The 25,080-nt window shown below is 62.5% G+C and carries 23 protein-coding genes and 2 pseudogenes; 12 read left to right on the top strand and 13 right to left on the bottom strand.

The window, feature by feature from the left end:
• Positions 1-163 precede the first annotated feature (163 nt).
• Positions 164-1,132: an ABC transporter substrate-binding protein gene (locus tag BRAGE_RS52135; RefSeq protein WP_159073923.1), complete on the top strand. Its 969-nt coding sequence runs from the start codon at positions 164-166 to the stop codon at positions 1,130-1,132.
• 511 nt (positions 1,133-1,643) lie between these two features.
• On the opposite strand, the gene BRAGE_RS0122405 is transcribed toward BRAGE_RS52135, so the two are convergent.
• A complete protein-coding gene (locus tag BRAGE_RS0122405; RefSeq protein WP_181411692.1) occupies positions 1,644-2,615 on the bottom strand; it encodes a cysteine synthase A in 972 nt (323 codons plus the stop codon).
• Positions 2,616-2,963: 348 nt separating this feature from the next.
• Between BRAGE_RS0122405 and BRAGE_RS0122410 the strand changes: the two genes are divergently transcribed.
• The 6 genes from BRAGE_RS0122410 to BRAGE_RS49090 all read left to right on the top strand — a co-directional run bounded on the left by BRAGE_RS0122410 (position 2,964) and on the right by BRAGE_RS49090 (position 7,750).
• Positions 2,964-3,941: an ABC transporter substrate-binding protein gene (locus tag BRAGE_RS0122410; RefSeq protein ID WP_084334266.1), complete on the top strand. Its 978-nt coding sequence runs from the start codon at positions 2,964-2,966 to the stop codon at positions 3,939-3,941.
• A gap of 603 nt (positions 3,942-4,544) precedes the next feature.
• Complete coding sequence (gene dapD, locus BRAGE_RS0122415) at positions 4,545-5,516, top strand: 2,3,4,5-tetrahydropyridine-2,6-dicarboxylate N-succinyltransferase (protein WP_027558939.1); 972 nt, start codon at positions 4,545-4,547, stop codon at positions 5,514-5,516.
• Between the two features lie 248 nt (positions 5,517-5,764).
• Complete coding sequence (locus BRAGE_RS0122420; protein ID WP_027558938.1) at positions 5,765-6,004, top strand: DUF3551 domain-containing protein; 240 nt, start codon at positions 5,765-5,767, stop codon at positions 6,002-6,004.
• Between the two features lie 148 nt (positions 6,005-6,152).
• Positions 6,153-6,590, top strand: coding sequence for a hypothetical protein (locus tag BRAGE_RS0122425; protein ID WP_141262973.1), 438 nt, complete (start codon positions 6,153-6,155; stop codon positions 6,588-6,590).
• Between the two features lie 191 nt (positions 6,591-6,781).
• Entirely contained in the window at positions 6,782-7,183 is a 402-nt protein-coding gene (locus BRAGE_RS0122430) for a hypothetical protein (protein WP_231164316.1), read from the top strand.
• Between the two features lie 156 nt (positions 7,184-7,339).
• Positions 7,340-7,750 (top strand): cupin domain-containing protein, encoded by a 411-nt coding sequence (locus BRAGE_RS49090; protein WP_051377983.1) that lies wholly within the window; start codon positions 7,340-7,342, stop codon positions 7,748-7,750.
• A 318-nt stretch (positions 7,751-8,068) separates the two neighbouring features.
• Here BRAGE_RS49090 and BRAGE_RS49095 read toward each other — a convergent pair whose 3' ends face one another.
• The 4 genes and pseudogenes from BRAGE_RS49095 to BRAGE_RS52965 form a co-directional block, all read right to left on the bottom strand.
• Positions 8,069-8,299, bottom strand: coding sequence for an MGMT family protein (locus tag BRAGE_RS49095; RefSeq protein WP_035729978.1), 231 nt, complete (start codon positions 8,297-8,299; stop codon positions 8,069-8,071).
• A 176-nt stretch (positions 8,300-8,475) separates the two neighbouring features.
• A complete protein-coding gene (locus tag BRAGE_RS51730) occupies positions 8,476-9,084 on the bottom strand; it encodes a tetratricopeptide repeat protein (RefSeq protein ID WP_051377985.1) in 609 nt (202 codons plus the stop codon).
• 19 nt (positions 9,085-9,103) lie between these two features.
• Positions 9,104-10,702, bottom strand: coding sequence for a hypothetical protein (locus tag BRAGE_RS0122450; protein ID WP_027558935.1), 1,599 nt, complete (start codon positions 10,700-10,702; stop codon positions 9,104-9,106).
• 265 nt (positions 10,703-10,967) lie between these two features.
• Positions 10,968-11,209 (bottom strand): annotated as a pseudogene (locus BRAGE_RS52965) (LysR substrate-binding domain-containing protein); the annotation flags it as partial.
• On the opposite strand from BRAGE_RS52965, the pseudogene BRAGE_RS57925 reads away from it, so the two are divergent.
• Positions 11,198-11,398: pseudogene (locus tag BRAGE_RS57925) on the top strand (hypothetical protein); the annotation flags it as partial. The pseudogenes BRAGE_RS52965 and BRAGE_RS57925 sit on opposite strands and share 12 nt — an antisense overlap.
• Before the next feature lie 55 nt (positions 11,399-11,453).
• Positions 11,454-12,335 (top strand): alpha/beta fold hydrolase, encoded by an 882-nt coding sequence (locus BRAGE_RS0122465; RefSeq protein ID WP_027558934.1) that lies wholly within the window; start codon positions 11,454-11,456, stop codon positions 12,333-12,335.
• Between the two features lie 18 nt (positions 12,336-12,353).
• On the opposite strand, the gene BRAGE_RS0122470 is transcribed toward BRAGE_RS0122465, so the two are convergent.
• Complete coding sequence (locus BRAGE_RS0122470; RefSeq protein WP_027558933.1) at positions 12,354-13,265, bottom strand: LysR family transcriptional regulator; 912 nt, start codon at positions 13,263-13,265, stop codon at positions 12,354-12,356.
• A 128-nt stretch (positions 13,266-13,393) separates the two neighbouring features.
• Here BRAGE_RS0122470 and BRAGE_RS0122475 point away from each other — a divergent pair, with 128 nt between their 5' ends.
• The 3 genes from BRAGE_RS0122475 (at position 13,394) to BRAGE_RS0122485 (ending at position 16,661) form a co-directional block, all read left to right on the top strand.
• A complete protein-coding gene (locus BRAGE_RS0122475) occupies positions 13,394-14,332 on the top strand; it encodes a ring-cleaving dioxygenase (protein ID WP_027558932.1) in 939 nt (312 codons plus the stop codon).
• Positions 14,329-14,964 carry an alpha/beta hydrolase gene (locus tag BRAGE_RS0122480; RefSeq protein WP_027558931.1) on the top strand — a complete coding sequence of 212 codons (636 nt, stop codon included), beginning with the start codon at positions 14,329-14,331 and terminating at the stop codon, positions 14,962-14,964. Before BRAGE_RS0122475 ends, BRAGE_RS0122480 begins: the two co-directional genes overlap by 4 nt.
• A 146-nt stretch (positions 14,965-15,110) precedes the next feature.
• Positions 15,111-16,661, top strand: coding sequence for a winged helix-turn-helix domain-containing protein (locus BRAGE_RS0122485; protein ID WP_027558930.1), 1,551 nt, complete (start codon positions 15,111-15,113; stop codon positions 16,659-16,661).
• Between the two features lie 70 nt (positions 16,662-16,731).
• Here BRAGE_RS0122485 and BRAGE_RS0122490 read toward each other — a convergent pair whose 3' ends face one another.
• The 7 genes from BRAGE_RS0122490 to BRAGE_RS0122520 form a co-directional block, all read right to left on the bottom strand.
• Positions 16,732-17,706, bottom strand: a complete 975-nt coding sequence (locus BRAGE_RS0122490; RefSeq protein WP_027558929.1) for a magnesium transporter CorA family protein — start codon at positions 17,704-17,706, stop codon at positions 16,732-16,734.
• 364 nt (positions 17,707-18,070) lie between these two features.
• Positions 18,071-19,567, bottom strand: coding sequence for an ABC transporter substrate-binding protein (locus tag BRAGE_RS0122495; protein WP_027558928.1), 1,497 nt, complete (start codon positions 19,565-19,567; stop codon positions 18,071-18,073).
• Positions 19,568-19,621: 54 nt separating this feature from the next.
• Positions 19,622-20,626, bottom strand: coding sequence for an ABC transporter ATP-binding protein (locus BRAGE_RS0122500; RefSeq protein ID WP_027558927.1), 1,005 nt, complete (start codon positions 20,624-20,626; stop codon positions 19,622-19,624).
• On the bottom strand, positions 20,623-21,636 hold the full coding sequence (locus BRAGE_RS0122505; RefSeq protein ID WP_027558926.1) for an ABC transporter ATP-binding protein: 1,014 nt from the start codon (positions 21,634-21,636) through the stop codon (positions 20,623-20,625). The genes BRAGE_RS0122500 and BRAGE_RS0122505 overlap by 4 nt, the downstream gene beginning before the upstream one ends.
• A 2-nt stretch (positions 21,637-21,638) precedes the next feature.
• Positions 21,639-22,532, bottom strand: coding sequence for an ABC transporter permease (locus BRAGE_RS0122510; RefSeq protein WP_027558925.1), 894 nt, complete (start codon positions 22,530-22,532; stop codon positions 21,639-21,641).
• Complete coding sequence (locus tag BRAGE_RS0122515) at positions 22,529-23,479, bottom strand: ABC transporter permease (RefSeq protein ID WP_027558924.1); 951 nt, start codon at positions 23,477-23,479, stop codon at positions 22,529-22,531. The genes BRAGE_RS0122510 and BRAGE_RS0122515 overlap by 4 nt, the downstream gene beginning before the upstream one ends.
• An 84-nt stretch (positions 23,480-23,563) precedes the next feature.
• Positions 23,564-24,985: an amidase gene (locus BRAGE_RS0122520; protein WP_027558923.1), complete on the bottom strand. Its 1,422-nt coding sequence runs from the start codon at positions 24,983-24,985 to the stop codon at positions 23,564-23,566.
• Positions 24,986-25,080: the final 95 nt, after the last annotated feature.

Raw genomic sequence — 25,080 nt, forward strand, 5'->3', positions numbered from 1 at the left:
TCCACCTGTGATCCATGTCGGACATCAAGACCTCGTCCCGCCCGAACCAATTTGGTGCGGTGCCGCCTGAGCTGGGCTAGAGACACTATGCACGCGGCGCGGTAACATAGCGCCAGGCAGTCCTCAGGGGCGGCAGATGCGAGGCACAATCGGACGTCGGGAATTGATCGCCTGGCTTGCCGGCGCGGCCGTCGCCTGGCCCGCGAGTGCGCCCGCCCAGCGGCAGCACTTGCGAACGATCGGCGTCTTGCGCATCGGAAACCGCGGGCAAGGCACGCATTTCGAGGACGCATTTCGTCGCGGCCTGACGCAAATGGGTTTCGTCGAAAATCTAAACGTCGCGATAGAATGGCGGTGGTCGGAAGGCCACTATGACCGCTCGCCGGCTATCTTGGCCGAGCTGGTTAGTCGGCAAGTCGACGCAATCGCTGTATTGGGAGCCACAGCGACGGCGCTTGCTGCAAAAGAAGCGACGCGAACGATTCCGATAGTTTTCATGATAGGCGCCGACCCCGTTGAGCTCGGACTTGTCGCAAGTTTCGCGCACCCGGGAGGAAATATTACAGGAGTTTCTCTACTTCAGACCCCAGTGGTCGCGAAGCGCGTCGACGTACTGCGCCAATTGATACCTAACGATAGGACGATCGCGCTTCTGACAAACCCAGCAAATCCATTTAGCCAAGTAGAGCGCAGGGAAATCGAAGCTGCGGCGCGGACCCTGGGTCTGGAATTGCATGTTGCCAACGCCACAAATCAAGAGGAAATCGATGCGGTGGTTCCTGATTTGATCACCCGTGGCGCTCGCGCCGTTGTTATTGGAACCGATGGGGTCTTCCTTTACCAAAGCAACCAAATCGCTGCTCTGGCCGCGCGGTACATCATCCCCAGCATAGCTCAATGGCGCGAGTATCCGGAAGCCGGCGGCTTGATGAGCTACGGGAGCAATGTCGCCGACGCCTATCGTCTCGTGGGACTATATGTCGGCCGCATACTCAAGGGCGAAAAACCGGCCGATGTGCCGGTGGAACAGGCCACCAAATTTGAGTTCGTCATCAACATGAAGACGGCAAAGGCGCTCGATCTCAACATTCCGGACAAGCTGCTCGCGCTCGCCGACGAGGTGATCGACTAGTCAGGTGAATCTAAAGTTCACCACATAAAGTCTGCTGGGCTTTGTGGCAGAAGCGTTTGACGGAAGCCAAAATCTGGTCAGCGGACTTGGGTCTGTGTCGCCGAAAGATCGCACGAACACGGTGCTGATCACTCACCAACCGAACATCGTCGCAGCGCTTGGAAGGGACTGGTTTGACGTGAAGGAAGGCGAGACCTCGATCTTCCGACCAGTTGACGGTGGCTATAGACTTGTCGCTCGTGTGCAAATGGACGAGTGGCCGCGCATTACGGCGATGGCATCCAAATAACCTCGATCAATCGGGCCGATCGCAGTCATCCCAAGGAGCTGCTTATTTGCGCGACCGCCGTTCCAGGCGGTCGTTGCAATTTTACGAGCCGCTGCGACCGTCTTGGCGCAATTGATTCGCCAGATGATCTAAACGGGGCGCGTTGGTTTGACTGGAATCCCACCCGGCAGAACGGCAAGGGGCAAGGATCAGTCCGCTAGCGCGCATCCTGCCCGATGCGGGCTATCCCATCCAATGCGGGGTCGGCAGATTCTTCTTGCGCAGAAATTCCGGGTTGAACAGCTTGGATTGATAGCGCTGACCGCCATCCGCGAGGATCGTCACGATGGTCTTGCCGGGACCGAGGTCGCGCGCAAGCCGCATGGCTCCGACGATGTTGATGGCGCTCGATCCACCGAGCACCAGCCCTTCATGCTCGATCAGATCGAACAGAACGGGCAACGCTTCCTCGTCCGTGATCTGATACGCCGCATCGATTGGCGTGCCCTCCAGGTTCCTGGTCACACGCCCTTGCCCTATCCCTTCGGTGATGGAGTCGCCTTCGCTCGTCAGCTCGCCCTTGGTGAACCAGTTATAGAGCGCAGCGCCCATGGGGTCGCTGAGCGCAATCCTGACGGCTGGGTTGCGCTCCTTGAGGGCGCGCGCGACCCCACCCAAGGTCCCGCCGCTGCCGACGGCACAGGTAAAGCCATCGATCTTTCCGCCCGTCTGCTGCCAAATCTCCGGCCCGGTCGTGCGGTAGTGGCCCTCGCGATTGGCAGTGTTGTCGAACTGGTTGGCCCAGAATGCACCGAGCTCTTCGGCGAGCTGACCTGAATAGCGAGCGTAATGACCGGGATTTGAATAGGGAACGGCGGGGACCAGTCGCAGGTCCGCACCACACAACCGCAACATATCCTTCTTCTCCTGACTTTGCGTGTCAGGCATCACGATCACGCTGCGATAGCCGCGTGCATTTGCCACGAGCGCAATGCCGATGCCGACATTTCCCGCCGTCCCTTCGACGATGACGCCGCCCGGCTTGAGCCTGCCACTTCGCTCGGCATCGTTGACCATGGCGAGGGCCGCGCGATCCTTGATCGACCCACCAGGATTGAGAAATTCGGCCTTGCCGTAGATCTCGCAGCCCGTGGCCTCCGATGCCCTTCGCAGCCTGATCAATGGCGTATTGCCGATGGAGTCCAAAAATCCCATTCGGATACCGTTCATCGCCCCCTCACCTTCGCGCTCCCCAACCTTAGGCTGCCGAGCGGACAATTTCGTTCTCTAATTCAGGCGATACGGGCAACGACTTTGGCGTTCAGCCGACCTGATCGGCAATTCCATTCCTGCACTGTGTTCATTTCGGCATGTGGCCCTTAGCTGTCTTTCATCTTGAGCCTGGCTTTCCGGCGACGAGCAGATTGGGGGCGGACAAATGACCCGCGGCGGACATCACGGTTGACCTCCTCTTCGCTGCGACCTTGTTTCGCGGGTCACGGGCGGCACAAGCGAGTATGCTGCCGTTGCAAAGGCGTAACGCACCTTCAAGAGGAGCGTCGCATGATCGATAGACGAGGCCTCGTTGTAAGCGGGATTGTCACGGTGTTTGCGCCGCGATCGGTTAGGGCGCAGAGATCAGGAAAGGTATGGCGAGTCGTTTTCTTTTCAGTTGCAGCTGGTCCGAACCCTCTTGCTGAGTCCTTCAGGCAAGGATTGAAGGAGTTAGGTTATAGTGAGGGGCGCGACATTTCTATCCAGTACCGCTGGATGGCCGGGCGTGAGAGCCAATACGACGACGTGGCGCGCGAGTTGGCCCAGAGTGAGCCGGACGTTATTGTCACGGCTGGCCATCCGCCAGCTGTTGCTATCAAGAAAGCTACAGCACAGATACCAATCGTCGCGCTTGCCGTCGTTAATCCCGTAGGAGGTGGCCTAGCTGCCAGCATCTCTCATCCCGGTGGCAACTTGACTGGCTTTTCTTTGGAGGTCACGCCGGAAACAAACGCAAAAATGCTCGAGCTTTTGCACGAAGCAGCCCCTAAACTCACTCGAATTGGCGCGCTTTGGAATTCTGGCAACCCTGGTAGCCGTTTCTACCTTGATGCGGTAAAGCAGGCCGCACAATCGCAAAACCTTACTCTCACCGCTTACGATGTGCGCGGAGCGGAGGAGATCGACACTGTGTTCCGTTCAGCTCGCGGAAACGTTGAGGGGCTCATTGTCTTTCCAGAAGGGCTCCTATGGACGTATCGGCGTAATATCGTTGATGCTGCGCGGGAGGCACAACTAGCTGCGATTTTTGGTTATCGCGATGCGGCCGAAATGGGAGCACTGATGAGCTACGGCCCCGACCTCGTCGATCTGTTCAAGAGAGGCGCAGCATACGTCGATAAGATCATCAAAGGCGTCAAACCTGCCGAGCTTCCGATTCAACAACCGGCAAAGTTCGAGTTGGTGATCAATGTCAAGACGGCTAATGCCTTGAGCATCGTGATACCACCAACGTTGCTCGCCCGCGCGGATCAGGTGATTGAATAAACGGATCATCGTGCCGACGCGCTAGTCTGCTTGTGGCCGTGAGCCGAACCGCGCTTCAGCTCTCAGCATGACGGCTGACGAAGGGAGCGGCGCAGGATGGCGCAACAAAATAGCTTCAGTGCATGAAATGACGCCGTTCGCAAGGATCGCAATAATGCACCAGCTTTCACCACGGCAGGCAAGCGCTTAGGGACGCCAAACAGCGGAGGACTATCAGAGATAAACGGTTCGTCGGGTAGTTATGCTTTTCTCAGTTCTCAGTCGCATGGCGACAGGTTCCGCATAGCAAGCGTCGTCTGACGCCATTCGGCTCCACCATTAGTCTGAACATTGCTAACGAAGACACTCAAATCGGCAAAAGCGTCCCAGTGCATTAAAGATTTGCGACTCGCGCTGTGTACCGACGTTAACTTCCGCTTCTGGCCCCATTGCGAACGTTACGGCGCCAGCTGCCGATCGGCGGCTACGGACATGCGGCCCACGTCTCTGATGTCCGCATCCACCGGCGAAGTTTACGCCGATGATGGGACCGCTGGTCTGGTCAGCATCCGCGGCATTCCCTAGACTGTCGATATTCGGTGGATCACAGCGCGAGCAATTCAGATGACGATGGAGCAGAGGGGCGCGGCAGGCGAGGGATTTGCGACGATTTCGACTGATGGCCGCGTCCTGGATTGCTGGTTTCTTCAGCTGCGCTTGAGTGCGGAGACAGGCCAAGCGGCGACGGCGCGGTTGACGGAGCAGGAGATCAGGGGGGCGTTGGGCGAGCCGGCGGGTGGATATGCGCGGCACGACGATATTCGCAACGTCGACATCGTTCCGATCCGTACCGAAATCGCGTCCCTGGCATCCGCGCCCGTCGACGTGCACGACGCGTATCTTCGGCTCCACCTGCTTAGCCATCGGCTGGTCGAACCCAATCGCCTGAATCTTGACGGGATTTTCGGCCTGCTCCCGAACGTTGCCTGGACCACTCTCGGTCCGTGCGAATGCACTCGTGTGCCGGAAGCGCGAATGGAGGCACGAAAGCGTGGCCTAAATTTCGAGGTGACTGGCGTCGATAAATTTCCGCGCATGACCGATTATGTGACGCACGCGGACGTGAGAATTGCAGATGCGGATCGCGTGAGGCTGGGAGCCTATCTGGCACCGGGCACGACCGTCATGCATGAAGGCTTTTGCAATTTCAATGCAGGCACGCTTGGTCATTGCATGGTCGAAGGCCGGATCAGTGCCGGTGTGGTTGTGGGGACCGGCAGCGACATTGGTGGCGGAGCGTCGATCATGGGGACGCTGTCAGGAGGAGGAAAAGAGAGGATTACAGTTGGCGAGCGCTGCCTGATCGGAGCCAATGCCGGCATTGGCATTTCACTGGGCGATGATTGTGTGGTCGAAGCAGGCTGTTATGTCACGGCGGGCGCCCGCATCCTTTTGGAAGAAGGTCGCGTGGTGAAAGCCAGAGAGCTCTCGGGCCAGAAGGGCCTTCTGTTTCGTCGGAACTCCCAGAGCGGCGCTCTTGAGGCAACCAGACGCACACCCAATTGGGACGGCCTCAACTCGCAGCTTCACGGCTAGGTGGATCACGCGAAGAATTCGTCGGCGACCATTGTGGCGGGATTAGCCCGCCTCAACCTTCCAAACGGCGCTCTTGACCCCAACCGGCCCTCCGAATTTCCCTCGGGAAATTCACCGCGAACTCTAAGGGTATGATCGGATCATCATTCGGCACGCTGAAGTTATTATGGACCTTGGTCCCGGTGCCTCTCCAACCCGAGTGAAGCACAGGTGAGCGCTCATACAACGAGCAGTACAGGAGGACTGAGATGGGCCGTATTCTGTTTGCTGCGGTGTCCGCCATTCTGATCCTGGTCACGGTCGGATCACTCTCGCCCGCGGTCGCGGCCGCAGATCGCTACTGCCTGCAAGGCCGCCGCTGGGGCCATCCCGGCAACTGCCAGTTCGCGACCCTCCAGCAGTGCAGGGCGGCTGCCTCCGGCACCCATGCGTCCTGCGGGGTCAATCCGCGCTATGCATTCGGACGCTCGCAGCAGGGCAGACAGTGATTGAACGCCGCGGGCGCACCGGGCGAGGCTCTCGCTTGAGTTCGGCTCCCGGCCCTTGGTGGACTTGCGTCAGTTTCGGCTGAGGTACTTCCCTTGGCTCCAAGCTCGCGGAAGCCAGGGGGCTGAAATCGTGAAGGGAGCCACAGCCATGAAGCCATCATCTCGGCTGATTGCAGCGTTGGCTGTAGCTGCCATCGCTCCCGCCCATGCCGCCAAGCTGCCCCAAATCGACGACATCATCACGCTGCGGTCCCAAACGCTCGCCTGCTTCGACCTGGAGAACACCAAGGAGCTGGAACGCACGCGCACCACGGATGGCCTCTCGGCGGCACTGCAATTTGTCGACCGCCATCCCCTACCGGACAACCCCGCCGCGGGAAGCGGCATGTTCACCAACGTCTGCACCCGCTTCGGACCAGGCGGCACGATGTACCGGGTCAAGAAGGTTCACGACTGGACAAGCGGCGGACTGACCCTGTTTTGTATTGATCCAGCGACAAAATGGGATCTCAGCCCGCCAGGTGAACAGAAGGAACCGAGGGCCGAGGCGGCCGATCATTGTTGGTGGGTGCGGCTTGATGATTGAGAAAATCGTCGACCTGGACGCGTCCATCTGCCTGAACTTCAAGGAAATCAACTGGAGGGATGAGAATGTCGGTCCCCTGCAAGCTCGAACGCAGCCTCCTCAGCCACGAGGAATATGAGACGATCCGCCTCACGCACCATCCCGCCATCTATCACGTCGACATCGCTGAGCTCGAGGCCATGCGACCTCGCTTGCGCAAGATGCGCGACAAGGAGCGAACGCTCGGCCGACAAAGGCAGCGAGAGGGGCGCGGAAAGGCCGAGGCTCGCGGAGCCAGCTTTCCAGGAACCGCCGAGCATGCATCAGAACGCAAGCAAGTCTTCGCCGCCGCGCTGAAGCGGTTGAACAACGAGCTCAGGCGTCTTCACAACCTGGCAGCTCGGACCGCGCATGTCGAAGCGGCGCGAAAGGCTCTCGCGCTGCATCGCGCCGCGAATTTCACGACCTATCCCCCAGCCGGAGCCAACGCGAACGAAGGCATGGTGCCGAAGGCAAGCACACGCCGAAGAAAGATCATTGCAGGCGCAAAGATCGGACGGGTGTCGCAGGCGACGAAAGTCGCGCAGGCGGTGCGCGACGCGAGAGCTGGATGAGCGGCGGAAACCTTCGGCCTGCCCACCGAAATTGGCCCTTAGCAGACCAATCGCGGCATGGTGCGCCACCGGAGCGGACTTGCCGTAGCTGTGCTCACACCCTAGACTTGTGCGGTCGCGAGCCGCTCCGCCCGCTCAAAGCAATGGGAGCCCGCTATGTGGCGAGCCATTTTGTCTGGGACGATCCTTGGTACCGCTTTATTCCTAATCGGCGGTCAGATCACAGTCGGACAACAGGCACCAACGATCAAACGGACCGACCTTCTCAAGACTGCCCTTCCGGAAATGGAGGGTAAAGACATGAGTGTGTGGGTTGCTGACATCCCGCCGAACTCCGCTACCGGCCGACATTCGCACCCGACGCCGAGATTCGTGTACGTGCTCGACGGTGCAGTTGTCTACGAGGTTGATGGAAAGCCGCCGCAAACCTTCAAGGCAGGTGAGGCATACGCGGAGATGCCGGGCGAGGTCCACAACTTTAGAAACGCGAGTTCGGCACAGCCAGCGAGAGCTCTCGGTTTCCAATACGCAACCAAGGGCCAGCCGCTCCAAACCAATGCCCCTTGAACCAGTCTGAGAAGTTTTGGACTTGCACAGCACGTAGGATGGGTTGAGCCCTTGCGAAACCCATCGCTCTTGTTTCCGTCATGACCGCGTACCAATCCGGTGAAGCATGGAGCGCGTGCGCAATTAGGGGCCCTCTTCGTCTCACGGTCACGTCGATCTCACTCGCTACCCGATGGACTGGCGGGCGATCAGTCCAAGCCCGGTCTTCGATATTGTGCGAGGCGTTGGATTGACGATGGGTTTCGCAAAGGCTCAACCCATCCTACGGGCTATGTCACATTCTTCCGCGATGCGCGGTGAAGCTCCCGGTCAAGCGGATCATTGTTGGGCCGGCCGACGGCGCGGACGAACGTAGCCGCGCATTGAGCCGCCGCTTGCAATAACGCGATGACACGGGATCGATGGGTCGTCATTCGTGCGCATGATGGCACCAACCGCGCGTGCAGCTTTCGGATTGCCGGCTTTGGCAGCGACAGCCTTGTACGTCATGGTCTTCCCCTTGGGGATCTTGCGCACGATGTCGCGGACCTTGTCCGAAAACGTTTTCATAGGCCGAGTGTAGCACCTTTCTCAGCTATTGGCCCATCAGCGAAGTTGCGCCTCATCTGGCGGAGGCCCGCTCCTTGCGGCTAAGCGGACTCGATTTGCTCGCTCTGAGTTCCTCGCATTTTGATCCGAAACCGACATGTGACGTGCGCCCGAATTCCGAAGCGGACAATCTGCCCTCAATGTGCAGCCAGCTTTCTGTATGCCGCGATGGCGCGCTTGAGATCGTCATATTCCTGGCAAGGAAGAAGGAGGCAGAGATTTTCCAATGCAGCCAGATGTTGCTCAGCTTTGGTGGGCTCGCCGAGCACCAGATAAGCCTCGCCAAGATGCTCGTGCGCGCTGCGGTGACGCGGATCTAGCGTTAGCGACTGCTGATAGTGTCCAACAGCCGGCCCGAGTTGGCGCAAGCGTCGATAGGAATAACCAAGATAGTTCTGGATATCGGCATTGAGCGGGTCACGCAGGGCGGCGCGCGTGAACGATCCAATGGCCCCATTCCAGTCCGCAGCGGCAAGCGCTCTCTTGCCCGCCTTGAAATCGGGATCGAGCTCCACCCACTCAGCATCCGCCGCCACGGGTACCATGGTGGTGCAGATCGGCCAGGCTTCGGGCGTGACTGCGGTCGTCCCTTTGCCGGTGGACCCGCTGAACAGCGGTATACTCCCCCATTCCGTCCGGTCATTCCCGTAGACGGCAAAATAAGCGACAAGCCCACCGAGCACCGTCGCCGCAGCAATTGCCGGGATCAACGTTGTCATTCCTACATTGACGGCGCTCTTGGGCATGGATCGGACCGCCGAAGCATCATTGTCGTGAAGTACCCACGGTGTCGTTCCGCAATTGTGCTTTGGCTTCACGGATTTCCTGCCGCTCCGTATCGGCGTTCCCGGCGAGCTCTATCAGCTTGCTATAATACTCGGTTGACTTCTGACGGTCGCCGGAGCGGTCGGCAGCACGCGCGGCGCCCCAGAACGCGCGGAAGCGATTGGGAGTTTGCTTGAGTGCGGTCTCATACTCGTTCAGTGCGGCTGTGGGCTGTCCGACCTCCAGGAGCAATTCCGCCAACAGTTCGCGCAGCGGAAAGAGGCGATTCTCCATGGCCACGTGTTTGACACTGCTGTCTTCGCTGTCGGCGGCTGCCCGCATTAACTTGAGGGCCCGATCGTGGTCGCCTTCCTTCAGTGCGACCCACGCGGAGACCGCAAGCATTTGCTCTTCGGTGCGTTCGGCCCAGTAGGATTGGTCAGCGCCCTGCAGCGTCGTGCGCAACACTTTCATCTCCTCGATCTCTTTATTGGCGCCGGCGATATCGCCGACACGCGCCATGCCGAGACCGCGCGTGAAGCGGATCAACGAATCCGCCATGGGATATTTGGTCGGCGTCATCGCCAGGGCGGCAGCGCCGGCCCAGTCGGCACGCTCCAAGACATAGCGCGCCGGCATGGCGGCCTTGGCGGTGAAATTGACGAAGTTGATCGGCCGGTCGCCGCGATCGGCGGTGGCCAGCGACTTTTTGATCATCGCGTCGGCTTTGGCGTCTTGCGCGAGCTGCAGATGCGCATACACCGTGAAGTCCGATGCGTGATAGTAGTCGGGCTGAATCTCAAGCGCCAAGGCGTTTGAGGCGATGGATTCCTCCCAGAGCCCGACCATGGAATAGATGTGAGACGGCATGTGCCGCGCATGCGGCACCGCCGGCGCGATGCCGGCGTAGCGACGGGCTGATGCAATCCCCTTTTCGGCAAGCGGAGCAAAATCGTAGGCGTGAATGAGGTAATGCGTCACACCCGGATGTTGAGGGTTCTCCTCGAACAGGCTTTCCAGAAGTGCCGCGGATTTCAGCTGGTTAGTGTATGAGAGGTCGTTCTTCTTCGCGGAGGCTTGTAGCGTGAGCGCGTAGTACGCCTTCGCCTCATAGTCGTCAGGATAGGTTTGCACCATGCGCTCCATCGCAGCATTGTAGGCCGTCAGACGGGCATCAACGGGAACCTTATTGTAGTCGCGGAAATAGGCGCTCAGCGCCTCGATCCAGTCCCGCTCACGTGGCGTCTTCGCCCCGACCGACCGTGCCTTTTCAAGTGCATCCCAGGCTGCTTGTGCCTCGACATTTGATGGCGTGGTCGCAAGCGTGTTGCCAAGGAGGTCCATCGCCACACCCCAATATGCCATGGCGCAGCCGGGATCTTGTTGCAGTATCGCTTCGAATTTCCGGCGGGCGATCAGGAACCAATATGAATGCAGCATGGCGACGCCGCGGTCGAACTCGGCTTGAACACCGGGATCGCAGGAGGTGGGGAACGTCACCTTACCGAGCTGTTGGTCTTGCTGACCAATTGCACCGCTCGTGATGGCAGCACCTAGCAGGGCTAGCGCAAAAGATATCTTTATCGAGTGAGTTCTCATCTAACTCTCCTCTCCAGAATGCACGCGGTGACGCGCGTGACCTGCCGCGTGCAAAGTTGCGACAAAGACCAGGCCCAGGGAGGCGTATTGCTGAATTGGTTGAACTCGATCGGAGCTTACTACACGCGCCACCCTCTTAATAGGACAGCGAAATTTCCGTTATTGGCCCAGAGGCGAAGTCGCCGCACGCCCCGTTTTTCGTCGCTGCTCGAGGTGAAGCGGACATCCGGAAGCCCAGCGTTTGATATGGGTCCACATGGCCGCCTCAGCGCGTCCGCGCGCCCGCCTCCTCCCGGCCAAAACGCTCCACCAGAAAATCGATGAACAGCCGCACTTTCACCGACAAATGCCGCGTCGGCGGATAGACCGCGTAGAGCGCGAGCGGCGGCGCTGAATAGTCGTCCAGCACGGTGCGCAGCTCGCCCTTCTTCAACGCATCGGCGGCGCTGAATTCCGGCGCAGCGCGAGCCTCCTGCCCTTGATCGCGACATCACGCACCGGCTCGGCAGCGCCGCCGGCGCGCTCGGCCTCGTCCGCCTGTTCGAGCGCTGTTGCGCGGTCGAGCTGGCGGCCGGCTCGATGTCGCCGCCGGAATGCCAGAGCGCGGCGCGCGAGCTCGCTGCGCTTCAGAAGGCCTCGATGAGCGCGCTGGACAGGTTGCTTCAGTCCGAAGAGCAGCGTACGGACACTCCCTGAACTTCAGGACGATAGGAGTCGCCGGGTGCGCGCAAAATGTCTCGCCATTCTTCTCATGCTGCTTGCATCTGCCGCGCGCGCCGAAACGGAGTCCTTCCCGTCCAGCTTCAAGACCAAGACCATCCCGGCCAACGGCACGCAGATTCATGTGCGCGTCGGCGGCCAGGGTCCCGCTGTGATCCTGATCCATGGCTTCGGCGACACCGGCGACATGTGGGCGAGGCTTGGCGTTGACCTTGCGCGCGATCACACCGTCGTGGTGCCCGATCTGCGCGGCATGGGCCTCTCGGACAAACCCGACAAGGGCTACGACAAATGGAGCCAGGCGGCCGACATGCGGGCTGTTCTCCAGGCGCTCGGCATCGAAAAGGCTGCGGTCGTCGGGCATGATATCGGGACCATGGTGGCCTATGCCTACGCGGCCCGGTATCGCGACCTGACCGAGAGGCTGGTCGTCATGGATGCGCCGGTGCCCGGCGTGCCGCCGTGGGACGAGGTCGTGCGCAGCCCGCTGCTGTGGCACTTCGATTTCGGCGGCCCCGACATGGAGCGGCTGGTCAAGGGCCGCGAGCGCATCTATCTCGACCGCTTCTGGAATGAATTCGCGGGCACGCCCTCGAAGATCACCGAGGCCACGCGCCGCCATTACGCAGAGCTCTATGCGCGGCCGGGCGCGATGCACGCGGCCTTCGCGCAGTTCAGGGCGATCCGCACCGACGCCGAAGACAACAAGAAGGCGATCACGACCAAGCTGGCGATGCCGGTGCTCGCCATCGGCGGCGAGAAATCGTTCGGCAAGATGGAAGCCGTCGTGATGCGGAACGCGGCGACCGATGTCACGGAGGTCGTCATTCCGGACGCCGGACACTGGCTGATGGAGGAGGATCCGGCAGCGACCATCAAGGCGGTGCGCGAGTTCCTCGACGGGAAGAAATAGATCGGCGCGACAAGCCGATTATTTTAATCGGCTCGTCGCGTCCTCCTCCCGCCCAAACCGCTCCACCAGAAAATCGATGAACAGCCGCACCTTCACCGACAAATGCCGCGTCGGCGGATAGACCGCGTAGAGCGCGAGCGGCGGCGCGGAATAGTCGTCCAGCACCGTCCGCAGCTGGCCCTTCTTCAACGCGTCGGCGGCGATGAATTCGGGAAGCAGCGCGAGCCCTCTGCCCTTGATCGCGACGTCGCGCAGCACCTCGGCGTTGTTGACGCAGAGCGACCAGGCCGGCTGGATCCAGTGGTCGCCATCGCCGCCAGTGAGCTTCCACTGGTTGCCCGTGAGCAGGAAGCCGTAAGTGAGCGACGCGTGCTCGCGCAGATCCTGCGGATGCCTGGGCGTGCCGTGCCGCGCGAGATAATCCGGCGAGGCGCAGATCATCCGCGCCACCGGCGTGATTTTTCGCGCGATCAGGCTGGAGGATTCCAGCTCCGCGATCCGCAGCGTCACGTCAAAGCCGTCCTGCACCGGATCGAGCAGATCGTCGCTGAGCACGATCTGGAGCTGAAGCTCGGGATAGTGCGTCATGAAATCGGCGAGCACGGGACCCAGCCGCATGGTGCCGAACGACATCGGCGCGTTGACGCGCAACAGGCCCCGCGGCGCCGACTGGGCTTGCGTCACCGCCTGATCGGCGGCCTCGATCTCCGAGAGGATCACGACCGCCCGCTCGAAATAGCGCTGGCCGTTCTCGGTCGGGCTCGCATGCCGCGTGGTCCGGTTCAGCAGCTGGACGCCGAGGCTCTCCTCGAGGTCGGCGATGTATTTGCTGATCGCCGAGCGCGACAGCCTGAGCTGCCGGCCCGCTTCGGCAAAGCTGCCGCTCTCGACCACTTTCACGAACGCCCGCAGGCTGGCGACCTTATCCAAGCGCTGGCCCCGGCGATTGTTTCCAAATCGTAGACATAGCCGTCATATTTGCATGGATTGTCTCCAATCCAAAGCGGAACGATATTTCCAACGAGAGCAAGAAAGCTCCCCGCATCTGGAGGACCACAATGTCTGGACTGCACCATGTCACCGCGATCGCCGGCGATCCCATCCGCAATTTCGGCTTTTACACCCGGGATCTCGGCCTGCGCTTCGTCAAGAAGACGGTGAATTTCGACGATCCCGGCACCTATCACTTCTATTATGGCGACGAGACCGGCCGCCCCGGCACCATCCTCACCTTCTTCCCCTGGGCCGGCGTTCCCGCCGGGCGTCGCGGCGTCGGCGAGACCCATCAGACCGCCTTCCGCGTGCCGCAGCGCTCGCTCGGCTACTGGACCCAACGCTTCATCGAGAAGGGCATTGCCTACGAGGCGCTCGAGAAGCGCTTTGGCGAGTCCGTGCTGCCCTTCACCGATCCTGACGGCATGGCGCTCGCACTCGTCGGCATCCCCGGCGCCGAGAACGAGCCCGGCTGGAGCAATGGCGACGTGCCGGCCGAGCACGCGATCCGCGGCTTCCACGGCGTGACCCTGCTGCTCGACAGCGCGGCAAAGACGGCTGCCGTCCTCACCGACGTGTTCGGCTTCAAGGAGACCGGTCGCGAAGGCTCGGTGATCCGTTTCAAGGCGCCTGGTGATGTCGAGGGCAACGTCGTCGACATCTACGAGGCCAAGGGTTTTCTGCGCGGGCATCAGGGCGGCGGCTCGGTGCACCACATCGCCTTCCGCGCGGCTGACGATGCCGAGCAGGGCAAGATGGCGGAAAAGCTCGTGAGCAATCACGGCCTGCACCCGACCGAGCAGCGGGACCGCAACTACTTCCGCTCGATCTACTTCCGCGAGCCTGGCGGCGTGCTGTTCGAGATCGCGACCGATATCCCCGGCTTCGCCGTCGACGAGCCCGTCGCGACGCTGGGACGCGACCTGAAGCTGCCAGCTTTCCTGGAGCAGCACCGCAAGCAGATCGAGGGCGTGCTGCCGCGCCTGGAGGAGAGCGTGTCGTGACCGAGTTCATCCATCGTTTCGAGCCCGCGACCACCGCGGGCTCCCCTCCACTGCTGCTGCTGCACGGCACCGGCGGCGACGAGAACGACCTGCTCGGGCTCGGCAAGATGATTTCGCCCGGCTCCGCTCTGCTCTCGCCGCGCGGCCGCGCGCTCGAGCACGGCATGCCACGCTTCTTCCGCCGTCTTGCCGAAGGCGTGTTCGACGAGGAGGACGTGCGGCGTCGTGCGCTCGAGCTCGGCGAGTTCGTCGCGGATGCGCGGAAGCAATACGGCATCGCCGCGCCGATTGCGGTCGGCTTCTCCAACGGCGCCAACATCGCAGCCGCGCTGTTGCTGCTGAAGCCGGGGGCGCTTGCAGGCGCGATCCTGCTGCGGGCCATGGTGCCGCTGTCGGATCCGCCCAAAACCGATCCGCTAAAGGCTGAACTCGACGGCAAGCCGGTGCTGCTGCTCTCAGGGCAAAACGACCCGATCGTGCCGGCGAGCAATTCGGGACAACTTGCAGCGCTGCTGCTGGACGCAGGGGCGCGTGTCGACCACAGGGTGCTGCCGGCGGGCCATCAATTGTCGCAGGCCGACGTGACGCTGGCCCGCAACTGGATCGGCAGCGTCGAGGCCAAAGCGGCGTGAGCTAACGAGCAGCGGCGCATCGTTCAAGCGGTGCGCCGCTGCCGTCATTCGAGCCCGTCGCGGATGCAATTCGATCACCTCGTTGCTTACATTCCTCCGATCGTAAGCTATCCTGCTCGTCAGGTGTTCAGGCGAGGGAGAACGGATTGCGTTATCTCTTTGAAGACTGCACATTTGACACCGGCCGGCGCGAATTGCGCCGGGGGACGGAGCTGGTATCGGTTACGCCGCAGCTCTTCGACCTGCTCGAGTTCTTGATCTGCAATCGTGATCGCGTCGTCAGCAAGGACGAGCTCGTCGCGACCGTTTGGAACGGGCGCATCGTTTCGGATGCCGCGCTGACTACTCGGCTTAATGCCGCGCGGAGCGCCATCGGCGACTCGGGGCAGAAGCAAAGCCTGATCAAGACGCTGCCGCGCAAGGGCTTTCGCTTCGTTGGCGCTGTGCGGGAAATGTCCGAAATCGAATTGACTGGTTCGGCACCCCGGACATCGCCGGCCCACCTTTCCATTGTCGTGCTGCCTTTCGCCAATCTCAGTGCTGACCCGGAACAGGACTACCTGGTCGACGGCATCACCGAGAGCCTGACCACGGACCTGTCACGCATCAGGCGGTCGTTCGTCATCGGCAGACACACCGCATTCACCTACAAGGGCAAGGTGCTCGATCTCAGACAGATCGGCCGTGAGTTGAATGTCCGTTATGTGGTCGAAGGCTCGGTCCAGCGCGCCGGAAACCGGCTTCGGGTGAACGTCAAACTCGTGAATGCTGAAGATAGCTCGCAACTATGGTCCGACCGTTTCGACAAGGCCGTCGCCGACCTGTTCGATCTGCAAGACGAGATTGTATCGCGGCTCGCCAATACGCTGAACGCGCAACTCATTGAAGCCGAGGCACGCAGGGCCGAAAGTGTCCCGCATCCGGATTCAATGGACTTTTATCTTCAAGGTCGCTTTTGGTGGAACAAGGGGCTTACGTCCGAAAATCTGCGTCCGGCCCGCCACTTTTTTGAACGGGCGCTGTCGGTCGACCCCGGAAACGTCGATGCGATGGTGTGGATGGCGACGGTCGACACTCTAACTGCCTGCGCCATGTTGACCGATGACAGCCATTCCCTCCTTGTTGCGGCAGAAACGACCTTGCTAAAGGCATTGTCTGTTGCGCCAAATCATTCCTGGGCCCACGTCACTTTGGGGGCCGTTCTCGTCTATACGAACCGCATCGCCGAAGGCGTGGCCGAGTGCGAGCGGGCGTTGGCGCTGGACCGCAATTTGGCTGTCGCGCACCCAGTCATAGGTATCGCCAAACTGTTCACTGGTTGTGGCAAGGAGACCGAGGGCCATGTCAACCAGGCCTTACGCCTGTCTCCTCACGATATCTTCGCTTTTGCCTGGATGGGCGACATCGCCTTCGCCAAAATGCAGCTTGAGGCGGATGCCGAAGCCGTCACCTGGTTCCATCGCAGCATTGAAACCAATCGAAATTATGCCTTCGCACGCTTTGGCCTGGGTTCTGCGCTCGCACATCTTGGCAGATTGCCCGAGGCCCAGGCTGCCGTGAGAGCCGGACTTGCACTCAATCCCACCTTCACCATTCGTCGTTTCAAGAGCTTTTCAGTCAGCGACAATCCGGCCTTCCTGGCGGGCGCCAAGCGCATCCTGAAAGGGCTACATCTAGCCGGTGTGCCCGAAGGGTGAAGTCGGCGTGACTGCCTGCGCAAGCTGACGAAGCAGCGGAGCATCGTTCCGAAACGGTGCGCCGCTTCCATCACTCGAACCAGCCGCGCCGCTTGAACCAGAACAGCGGCAGCAAGGCGCTGGCGATGACCGCGAGCCAGGCCAACGGATAACCAAACGTCCAGTCGAGCTCCGGCATGTGCTTGAAGTTCATGCCCCAGATGCCGACCAGGATGGTCGGCGGCACGCCGACGACCGAGACGATCGTCAGGATCTTGAACAGCTCGTTCTGCTGGATGTTGATGAAGCCGAGCACCGCATCGAGCAGAAGCTGGATCTTGTCGGTCAAGCGCGTCTCGTAGTCGCTGAGCGAGGCGACGTCCTTCGACACGGCCTGGAGGCGCTTCTTCGATGCAGCGGTGATCCAGTCGCTCCCGACATCGTGGGCAAACGAGGCGACGCGGCCGACGCCGAGCAGGACGTCCCGCACCTTGGCGAGACGATCGGCGAGATCGCCGATGTTCTCCAGCGCTTCGCGCATCCTGCGGCTGGAGCGCACCGGGCGCTTGGTGCGGACGAGCCCTCCCTTGAAGACACCGTGGGATAGCTTGTCGACCTTGGCGCCGAGATGCTCCAGAACATCGGCGCCGCGGTCGATCATGGCTTCGAGCAGGCTGGTGAACACACACATGCCATTCTCCAGGCTGTCGTCGGAGCCGATCCGCTTGCCGACGTCGTCGAAGGTCGGCAGTTGCGCGAAACGCACCGTCACCAGCACGTGCGGGCCGATGAGAAATCCTACCGGCGTGATCTCGGCCTCGTTTTCCTCGTTGTGCCGGACCGCAGGCGAGCTGAGATAGAGCGTGCCGTGGTCGAGGATCAGGCGGCTCGACGCCTCGATCTCGCTGAGCGAATCCTCGGACGGAATCCGTATCTTCAGCAAGCGTTCGACGAACTGCTTCTCCTCCGCGGTTGCGTTCAGGAGGTCAGCCCAGATGATCTCCGAGGGCATTTCCGTGTGGATGCTTTGCCAGTCGTCGGACGGCCACCTGTATAGTTTGAGCAATGAGCGACCTCCGCAAACCCTCGCGCTGGACCGCACGGCAGGCGACCATCCTGCGCCGGGCTAACGCATGAGGGTTTCAATCGTTCAAGTTGGGGAGATCAACAGAGGCGGCGCTCACCCGTGAAAGCGGTGCGGCCTTCTTCGATGATGCCATCATGCCAGTGTTTTGCCCGACGGGTCAACCGGCATCGAGAATTTGCGCATGCCATCGAGCGGCGCGCGCAAGCCATTGAAATGACTACCCGGGCTACTGTGCATGGGGTTGTTTTGCAGGTTTTTGTTTGGACGGGCCAAGAAAATGGCCTCTCCCCGATGGGAAGAGGCCGATGTTGAAACGACAGGTTCGACCTGGTCGCGCGGTCCCCTACTCCCAGGACCACGTCGAGAAGTCGTTCTCGTATTGCGGGACTTCCTTCCAGACGCCCTTCAGCTTCTTGTTCGTGATGGTGATCAGCTGCGGCTGGTAGAGGAAGCCGGCGACCGCGTCGGTGGCCAGCATGCGCTGGGCCTCGCCGAGCAGCTTTGCGCGGGCTGCTTCGTCCGGCGTCGACACGATCTGCTTGTAGAGCGCGTTGAAGGTCTCGTTGTTGTAGCCGAGATAGTAGTCCGGCTCGGTGATCTTGACGAGATCGAACGGCTCGACATGGCTGACGATGGTGAGATCGTAATTATGCGGACCGTTGGCCGCGAACACCTGCGACAGCCACTGCGCCCATTCGACGTTCTCGATCTTGGCGATGATGCCGACCTTGGCGAGCTGGGCCGCGAGGATCTCGCCGCCCTGGCGCGCATAGGGCGGCGGCGGCAGCTTGAGTGACAGCTCGAGCGGCGTGGTGACGCCGGCTTCAGCGAGCAGCTTCTTGGCCTTCTCCGGGTCGTAGGGATTGATGCCGGTGGTGTCGACATAGCCGAGCGCACCCGGCACGTAGAAGCTGCCGATCGGCGTGCCGAAACCATCGACGGCGCCGTCGATCATCGCCTTGCGGTCGATCGCGGCCAGGATGGCGCGACGGACGCGGACGTCATCCAGCGGCTTCTTCTTTTCGTTGATGCCGACGATGGTCTTGGCCCTGGAGCCGCCGATCATGACGTTAAAGCGCGGATCGGCCTTGAACTGCGCGATGGTGCGCTGGGCCGACACACGCGGGAACGCATCGACGTCTCCCGACAGCAGCGCCGCGGCCTGCGCTGCGGGATCGGAGATGAAGCGGATCGTCACCTTCGAGAGCTTGACCGCGGAGGCGTTGCGATAGTCGGCCCATTTGTTCAGCGTGATCGAGGAGCCCTTGGCCCAGGCCCCCAACTGATAAGGCCCGGTGCCGACCGGCTGCGTGACATTGGTGGCTGCGCTCTTCGGCTCGACGATCGAGCCGCTCGCCTGCCCGAGGAGGAACGGCAGGTTCGGCTCGCCGTATTTCAGGGTGATCACCACCGTGTCGGCGTCGGGCGCCTCGACCTTCTCGAAAGCCTGGAACAGGCTCTTGTCCTTGTTGGTGCTGGTGGCGGCCGCGTTGCGCTCGAACGAGAACTTTACCGCGGCAGAATCGAACGCCTCGCCGTTGTGGAATTTGACGCCCTTGCGCAGCTTGAACGTATAGGTCTTGAGGTCCGGTGATGCGGTCCAGCTCTCCGCCAGCAGGGGCGCGACGGAGCCGTCCTCGTTGATCTTGGTCAGGGTCTCGTAGATGTTGTAGAGCGTGACCTCGGCGATCGCGGCAGCCGCCGCGTTGGTGGGATCGAGCCCCGGCGGCTCCAGCGTCATCGCCATGACGACGCTGTCCTTCTTGCCCTGCGCCAGCACCGGCAGCGGCGCCGCGGCGAGCGCTGCGGCAATAGCGACGATCGATAGCTTCCTGAACATCTCGTAACTCCCCGGCCTGCTTTCTTTGAGCCTACGCCAATCCTGCGGCGGACACTAACCTTCCATGGCCGCCTGCGGCAACGCCATCACCGCCTCCGCCTTGTGGCAGGCGGCAAGGTGCCCCTCGCCCACCTTGCGTAGCAAGGGCGGAACCTCGCGGCAATGCTGGTCGGCAAGCGGACAGCGCGCGACATATGGGCACCCCGTTGCGGCTGCCGATTGCGAGGCGATCACTTGGGCCCCGCGGCGGCGCCGGCCGCCCCCGGCACGCGCCCGCGGCACGGCATCCAGCAGCGCCCGCGTATAGGGATGGGCGCAGCGCTCGAACAGATCCTCGGGACGTCCCTGCTCGACGATCCGGCCGAGATACATCACCGCGACCTCGTCGCAGAGATAATCGACGACGGCGAGGTCGTGGCTGATCAGGATGTAGCTGAGGCCGAACTGCTCCTGCAGGTCCTGCATCAGGTTGAGCACCTGCGCCTGCACGGAGACGTCGAGCGCGGAGACCGGCTCGTCGGCGACGATCAGCTTCGGCTGGGTGATCAGCGCGCGCGCGATCGCGATGCGCTGGCGCTGACCGCCGGAGAACTCATGCGGATATTTGTCCATGTCGGCATCTCGCAAGCCGACCTGCCGCAGCACCGTCGAAACGCGCGCGCGAAAGGTGCTGCGGTCGGCGCCTTCCAGCACGGTGAGCGGCTCGGCGACGATGCGGGCGATAGTCTGGCGCGGATCGAGCGAGCCGTACGGATCCTGGAACACCATCTGGAAGTCGCGGCGCGCGCGGCGCAGCTCGTCCGCTGGGACGCGGTTGAGGTCGCGGCCGAGCAGCGTGACCGCTCCCGATGTCGGCCGCTCCAGCGCCATCACGACGCGCGCGAAGGTGGACTTGCCGGAGCCGGACTCGCCGACGATGCCGAGGCTCTTGCCGGCCGCGACCGTCACGCTGACGCCGTTGAGCGCGCGCACCTGGCCGGGCGGGCGGAACAGACTCTCGCGCGGCAGCGTGTAGCGTTGCTCGAGATCCCTGACGTCGAGAAGCGGCGCGGTGCTCATGCCGACAGCGCTCCGACATTTGCAGCCATCGAGACGTCGGTCCTGATACAACGAACGCCATGTCCGGGTCCGACATCCGCCATCGGCGGCAGCGCAGCACGGCAGGCATCGATCACGAGCGGACATCGATCGGCAAAGGTGCACCCGGCCGGAAGGTCCGCGAGCTCCGGCACGGTACCAGAGATCGTCGTCAGCCGCGTGCCCTTGCGCGCGCCGAGCTTCGGGCGGGCGCGGAACAGGCCCTGCGTGTAGGGATGTCCCATGCGGCGGAACACCTCGTCGGTCGGGCCGCTCTCGACCACGGTACCGCCATACATCACCATCATGCGCTGCACGTTCTCGGCGATGACGCCGAGATCGTGCGAGATCAGGATCATCGACATGCCGCGCTCCTCGACGAGATCGGCGATGAGGTCGAGGATCTGGCCCTGGATGGTGACGTCGAGCGCGGTGGTCGGCTCGTCCGCGATCAAGAGATCAGGCTCGCAGGCGAGCGCCATGGCAATGGTGACGCGCTGACGCTGCCCGCCGGAGAACTGGTGCGGATAGGCATCAACGCGCCTGGCCGGATCGGGCAGTCCGACACGATCGAGCAAGGCGATCGCTTCGCGCCGCGCCTGCGCCGCCGAGTATTTCTTGTGACGCCGCAGCGGCTCGGCAACCTGGTGCCCGATCGTGTGCATCGGGTTGAGCGCGGTCATCGGCTCCTGAAAAATCATGCTGATGCGGTTGCCGCGCAGACGGCAATAGGCTGCATCCGATAGTCCCGCGAGCTCGCTGCCGTCCAGCCTGATGCTGCCGGTGACGAGCGCACTCTCGGGCAAGAGGCCCATCAGCGACAGCGCGGTGACCGACTTGCCGCAGCCGGATTCGCCGACAAGCCCCAGCGTCTCGCCGCGCTTCAGGGTGAAGCTGACGCCGCGCACGGCCTGCGCCGGGCCGCGGCTGGTGTTGAGGCGGACGCCGAGATTGGCGACCTCGATCAGCGGCATGTTTGCGCCCTCGCCCATCGTCACCGCTCCCGCGCCAGCCGGGGATCGAGCAGATCGCGCAATCCATCGCCGAGCAGATTGAGGCCGAGCACGGCAATCGCGATCGCCGCGCCCGGATAGACCGCGAGCATCGGCGATTGGAACAGCAGCGTCTGCGCATCGTTCAGCATGCGGCCCCAGGACGGCTGCGGCGGCTGCGTGCCGAGACCGAGATAGGAGAGCGCAGCCTCGGCAAGAATGGCGAGCGCGAACTGGATGGTCACCTGCACGATCAGGATCGACAGGATGTTCGGCAGTACGTGCTCGATGGTGATGCGGAATTTACCCTTCCCCGCTGCGCGCGCCGCCAGCACGAATTCGCGCGCCCAGATCGCGTTGGCCGAACCACGCGTCAGCCGGGTCAGCGTCGGGATCTGGAAGATGCCGATCGCGACGATCGAGGTCACCATGCCCGGCCCCACGACCGCGGCGAGCATGATCGCGGACAGCACGGCCGGAAAGGCGAAGGTGAAGTCGGAGAAGCGCATGATGATCTCTTCGGTCCAGCCGCGTTTGGCCGACGCAATCAGGCCGAGGCAGACGCCGAAGGTGAGACCGATGCTGACGGCGATGATGCCGACCAGAATGGTCGAGCGCGCGCCAGCGAGCAGCAGCGAGACGATGTCGCGGCCGAAGGAATCAGTGCCGAGCCAATGCGCCGCCGACGGCGGCCGCAGTTTCGAGGCGATATCGATCTCGTAGGGCGACCACGGCGTCCACACCAGCGAGAGCAGCGCCGAGACAAGCACCAGCAGGCTGAGCGCCCCGCCCAGCACAAAGCTGCGATGGCGCAACGCGCGGCCCCAGAACGTGCGGGCCGGCAAGCGGCGCGTGGCGAACGGCGCGTCAAGCGGAGTGGTCAAGGGCGCGCTCACAGGTCATGGACCTTGATGCGGGGATCGATGAACGCATAGAGCACGTCGACCACGAAATTCACGACGACGACCATGGCCGCCAGCAGCATCACGCAATTGCGCACCACGATCAGGTCGCGGTTGGCGATCGACTGGAAGATCAGCCGGCCGAGGCCCGGCAGATAGAACACGTTCTCGATCACGATGGTGCCGGCGAGCAGGTTGGCGAATTGCAGGCCCATCACCGTCATCACGGGAATCATGGCGTTGCGCAGCACGTGGCGCCACAGCACCTCGCGTTTGCCGAGCCCCTTCGCGCGCGCCGTGCGCACGAAATCCTCACGCAGCACTTCGAGCACGGCCGAGCGCGTCACGCGCGCAAGGATCGCGGCCTGCACCACCGCGAGCGAGATCGCCGGCAGCAGCAGCGACTTGATGCCCGGCCAGATGCCGTCCTCCCAGCCGGCAAAGCCGCCCGCCGAAAGCCATTGCAGCCGCACCGAGAACAACAACACCAGCAGGATCGCGAACCAGAAATTCGGCAGCGCGATGCCCACTTGCGTCAGCGACATCACGCCGACGTCGCCGAGCTTGTTGTGGTTGGCGGCGGTGTAGATGCCGGCCGAGAGCGCCAGCGTCACCGTGATCAGCATCGACATGATCGCGAGCGGAATGGTCAGCACCAGCCGCTCCGCGATCAGGCTCGCGACCGGGGTGCCGTAGACATAGGAGTTGCCGAGGTCGCCGACGAAGAGGCCCTTGATCCATTGCAGATAGCGGACCGCCAGCGGCTGGTCGAGCCCGAGCTTGACGGTGAGCGCGCGCACCGCATCGGCCGAAGCGTCGGCACCCATCAGCATCTGCGCGGCATTGCCCGGCAGGGCGTCCAGCACCAGGAAAATGATCACGGATGCGCCGACCAGCGTCGCCAGCAAGGTCAGGACACGTCGAAGGACAAATACGCTCATGCGCGTTCAGGTTCGGGGCTCATCCGAGGCACGATCAACATGTCCGGACGGCCAACGCAAGTCCTTTGCGGCATGGTCCTCACCTCAGCCAGGCCGGCGGGACAGAAGGTCGGTTGAGGACTCGAACAGCGCGCTGACGCGCAGCAATTCTGCGTCAGTGCGGAAGCGGCCGACGAGCTGGAGCCCGATCGGCAGGCCATCACGGCCGAAGCCGCAGGGCAGACTGATCGCGGGATGGCCGGTCATGTTGAACGGCATGGTCCAGGGGAACCAGTGCGGGCGGACGCTGTCGAAGAGCTTGCCATCGATCTCAATGGTGCCGAACAGGTCCTGCTCGATCGGCAGCGCGGTGCGCGTCAGCGTCGGCATCGCCAGAACATGCCCGCGCGCAAGCAGCGATTGCACGCGGCGGAACAGCGCGGTGCGCGCGAACATTGCCTCCTGATAGTCGACGCCGCTGACATGGGTCGCGAGCGCGACCTGCTTGACGAAGGCCTCGCTCAGCGTATCGCCATGCTCGGCCACGAGCTTGGCAAAGCGCGTGCGCCAGACCGTGTGGTTGATCGCGCGCCAGATCGGCTCGATGTCAAACCCCTCGCCCGAGAATTCCTCGAGCTCGGCGCCAAGGCTCGCCAGCCGATCGAGGCTCGCCTTGAAGCTGGCCGCGACATCGGCGGAAACCGGGCGGCCCGGCGGCGTCAGGCAGTACAGGATCTTTTGCCCGCGCAGGTCGCCGCGCGGGGCAGCCGTGCGGACGAAATCGGGCACGGGCACGCCGATCGACCAGGGATCGCAGGCATCCTCGCCCGCCATCGCCTGCATCATCAGCGCGGTGTCCGCGACTGTGCGCGTCGTCGGCGTGACATAGGTCTGGTTGCCGAAGGCGTCGAGCGCCTGGCTGTGCGCGATCACGCCGTTGCTCTGCTTCAGGCCCACCACGCCGTTGCAGGCGGCCGGAATGCGGGTCGAGCCACCGCCGTCGGTCGCGATCGCCAGCGGCGCGATGCCGCTTGCCACCGCCACCGCCGCGCCGCCGCTGGAGCCGCCGGAGGAACGCTCCGCGCTCCACGCATTGCGGGTGCGGCCGAACAGCGGCGAGTCGGTCAGGCACTTGCTGCCGAATTCCGGCGTCGTGGTCTTGCCGATCAGGATCGCGCCTTCCGCGCGGAGCTTTGCCACCGCGACGGCATCTTCGGTGGGCACATTATCCTTGTAGGGCACGGCGCCGAAGGTCGTCTTCACGCCCTTGGTGTTGACGATGTCCTTGACGGTAACGGGAAGCCCATGCAGCAGGCCGAGCGGCTCGCCGGCCATCATCTTGCGCTCGGCGGCGCGAGCCTGCGCCATCGCCTCGTCGCCACACAACGTGATGAAGCAGTTCAACTCGCTCTGCAGCGCCTCGGCGCGCGCGAGCACAGCGCCGACGACCTCGACCGGCGAAAGCTTCCTGGCGGCGATGAGGCCGCGCAGCTCGGTTGCGGACAGGAGACAGGGATCGTCGTTCATCGTCACATCACGCTCCGAAAGCCCGCCACCGTTGGCAGGCATTGACAGCGAGAATGACAGTTTTGTTAACTCGCCGTCCAATACGTTTTTTGACG

The sequence above is a fragment of the Bradyrhizobium genosp. SA-4 str. CB756 genome (assembly GCF_000473125.1).
GTDB lineage: Bacteria > Pseudomonadota > Alphaproteobacteria > Rhizobiales > Xanthobacteraceae > Bradyrhizobium > Bradyrhizobium arachidis.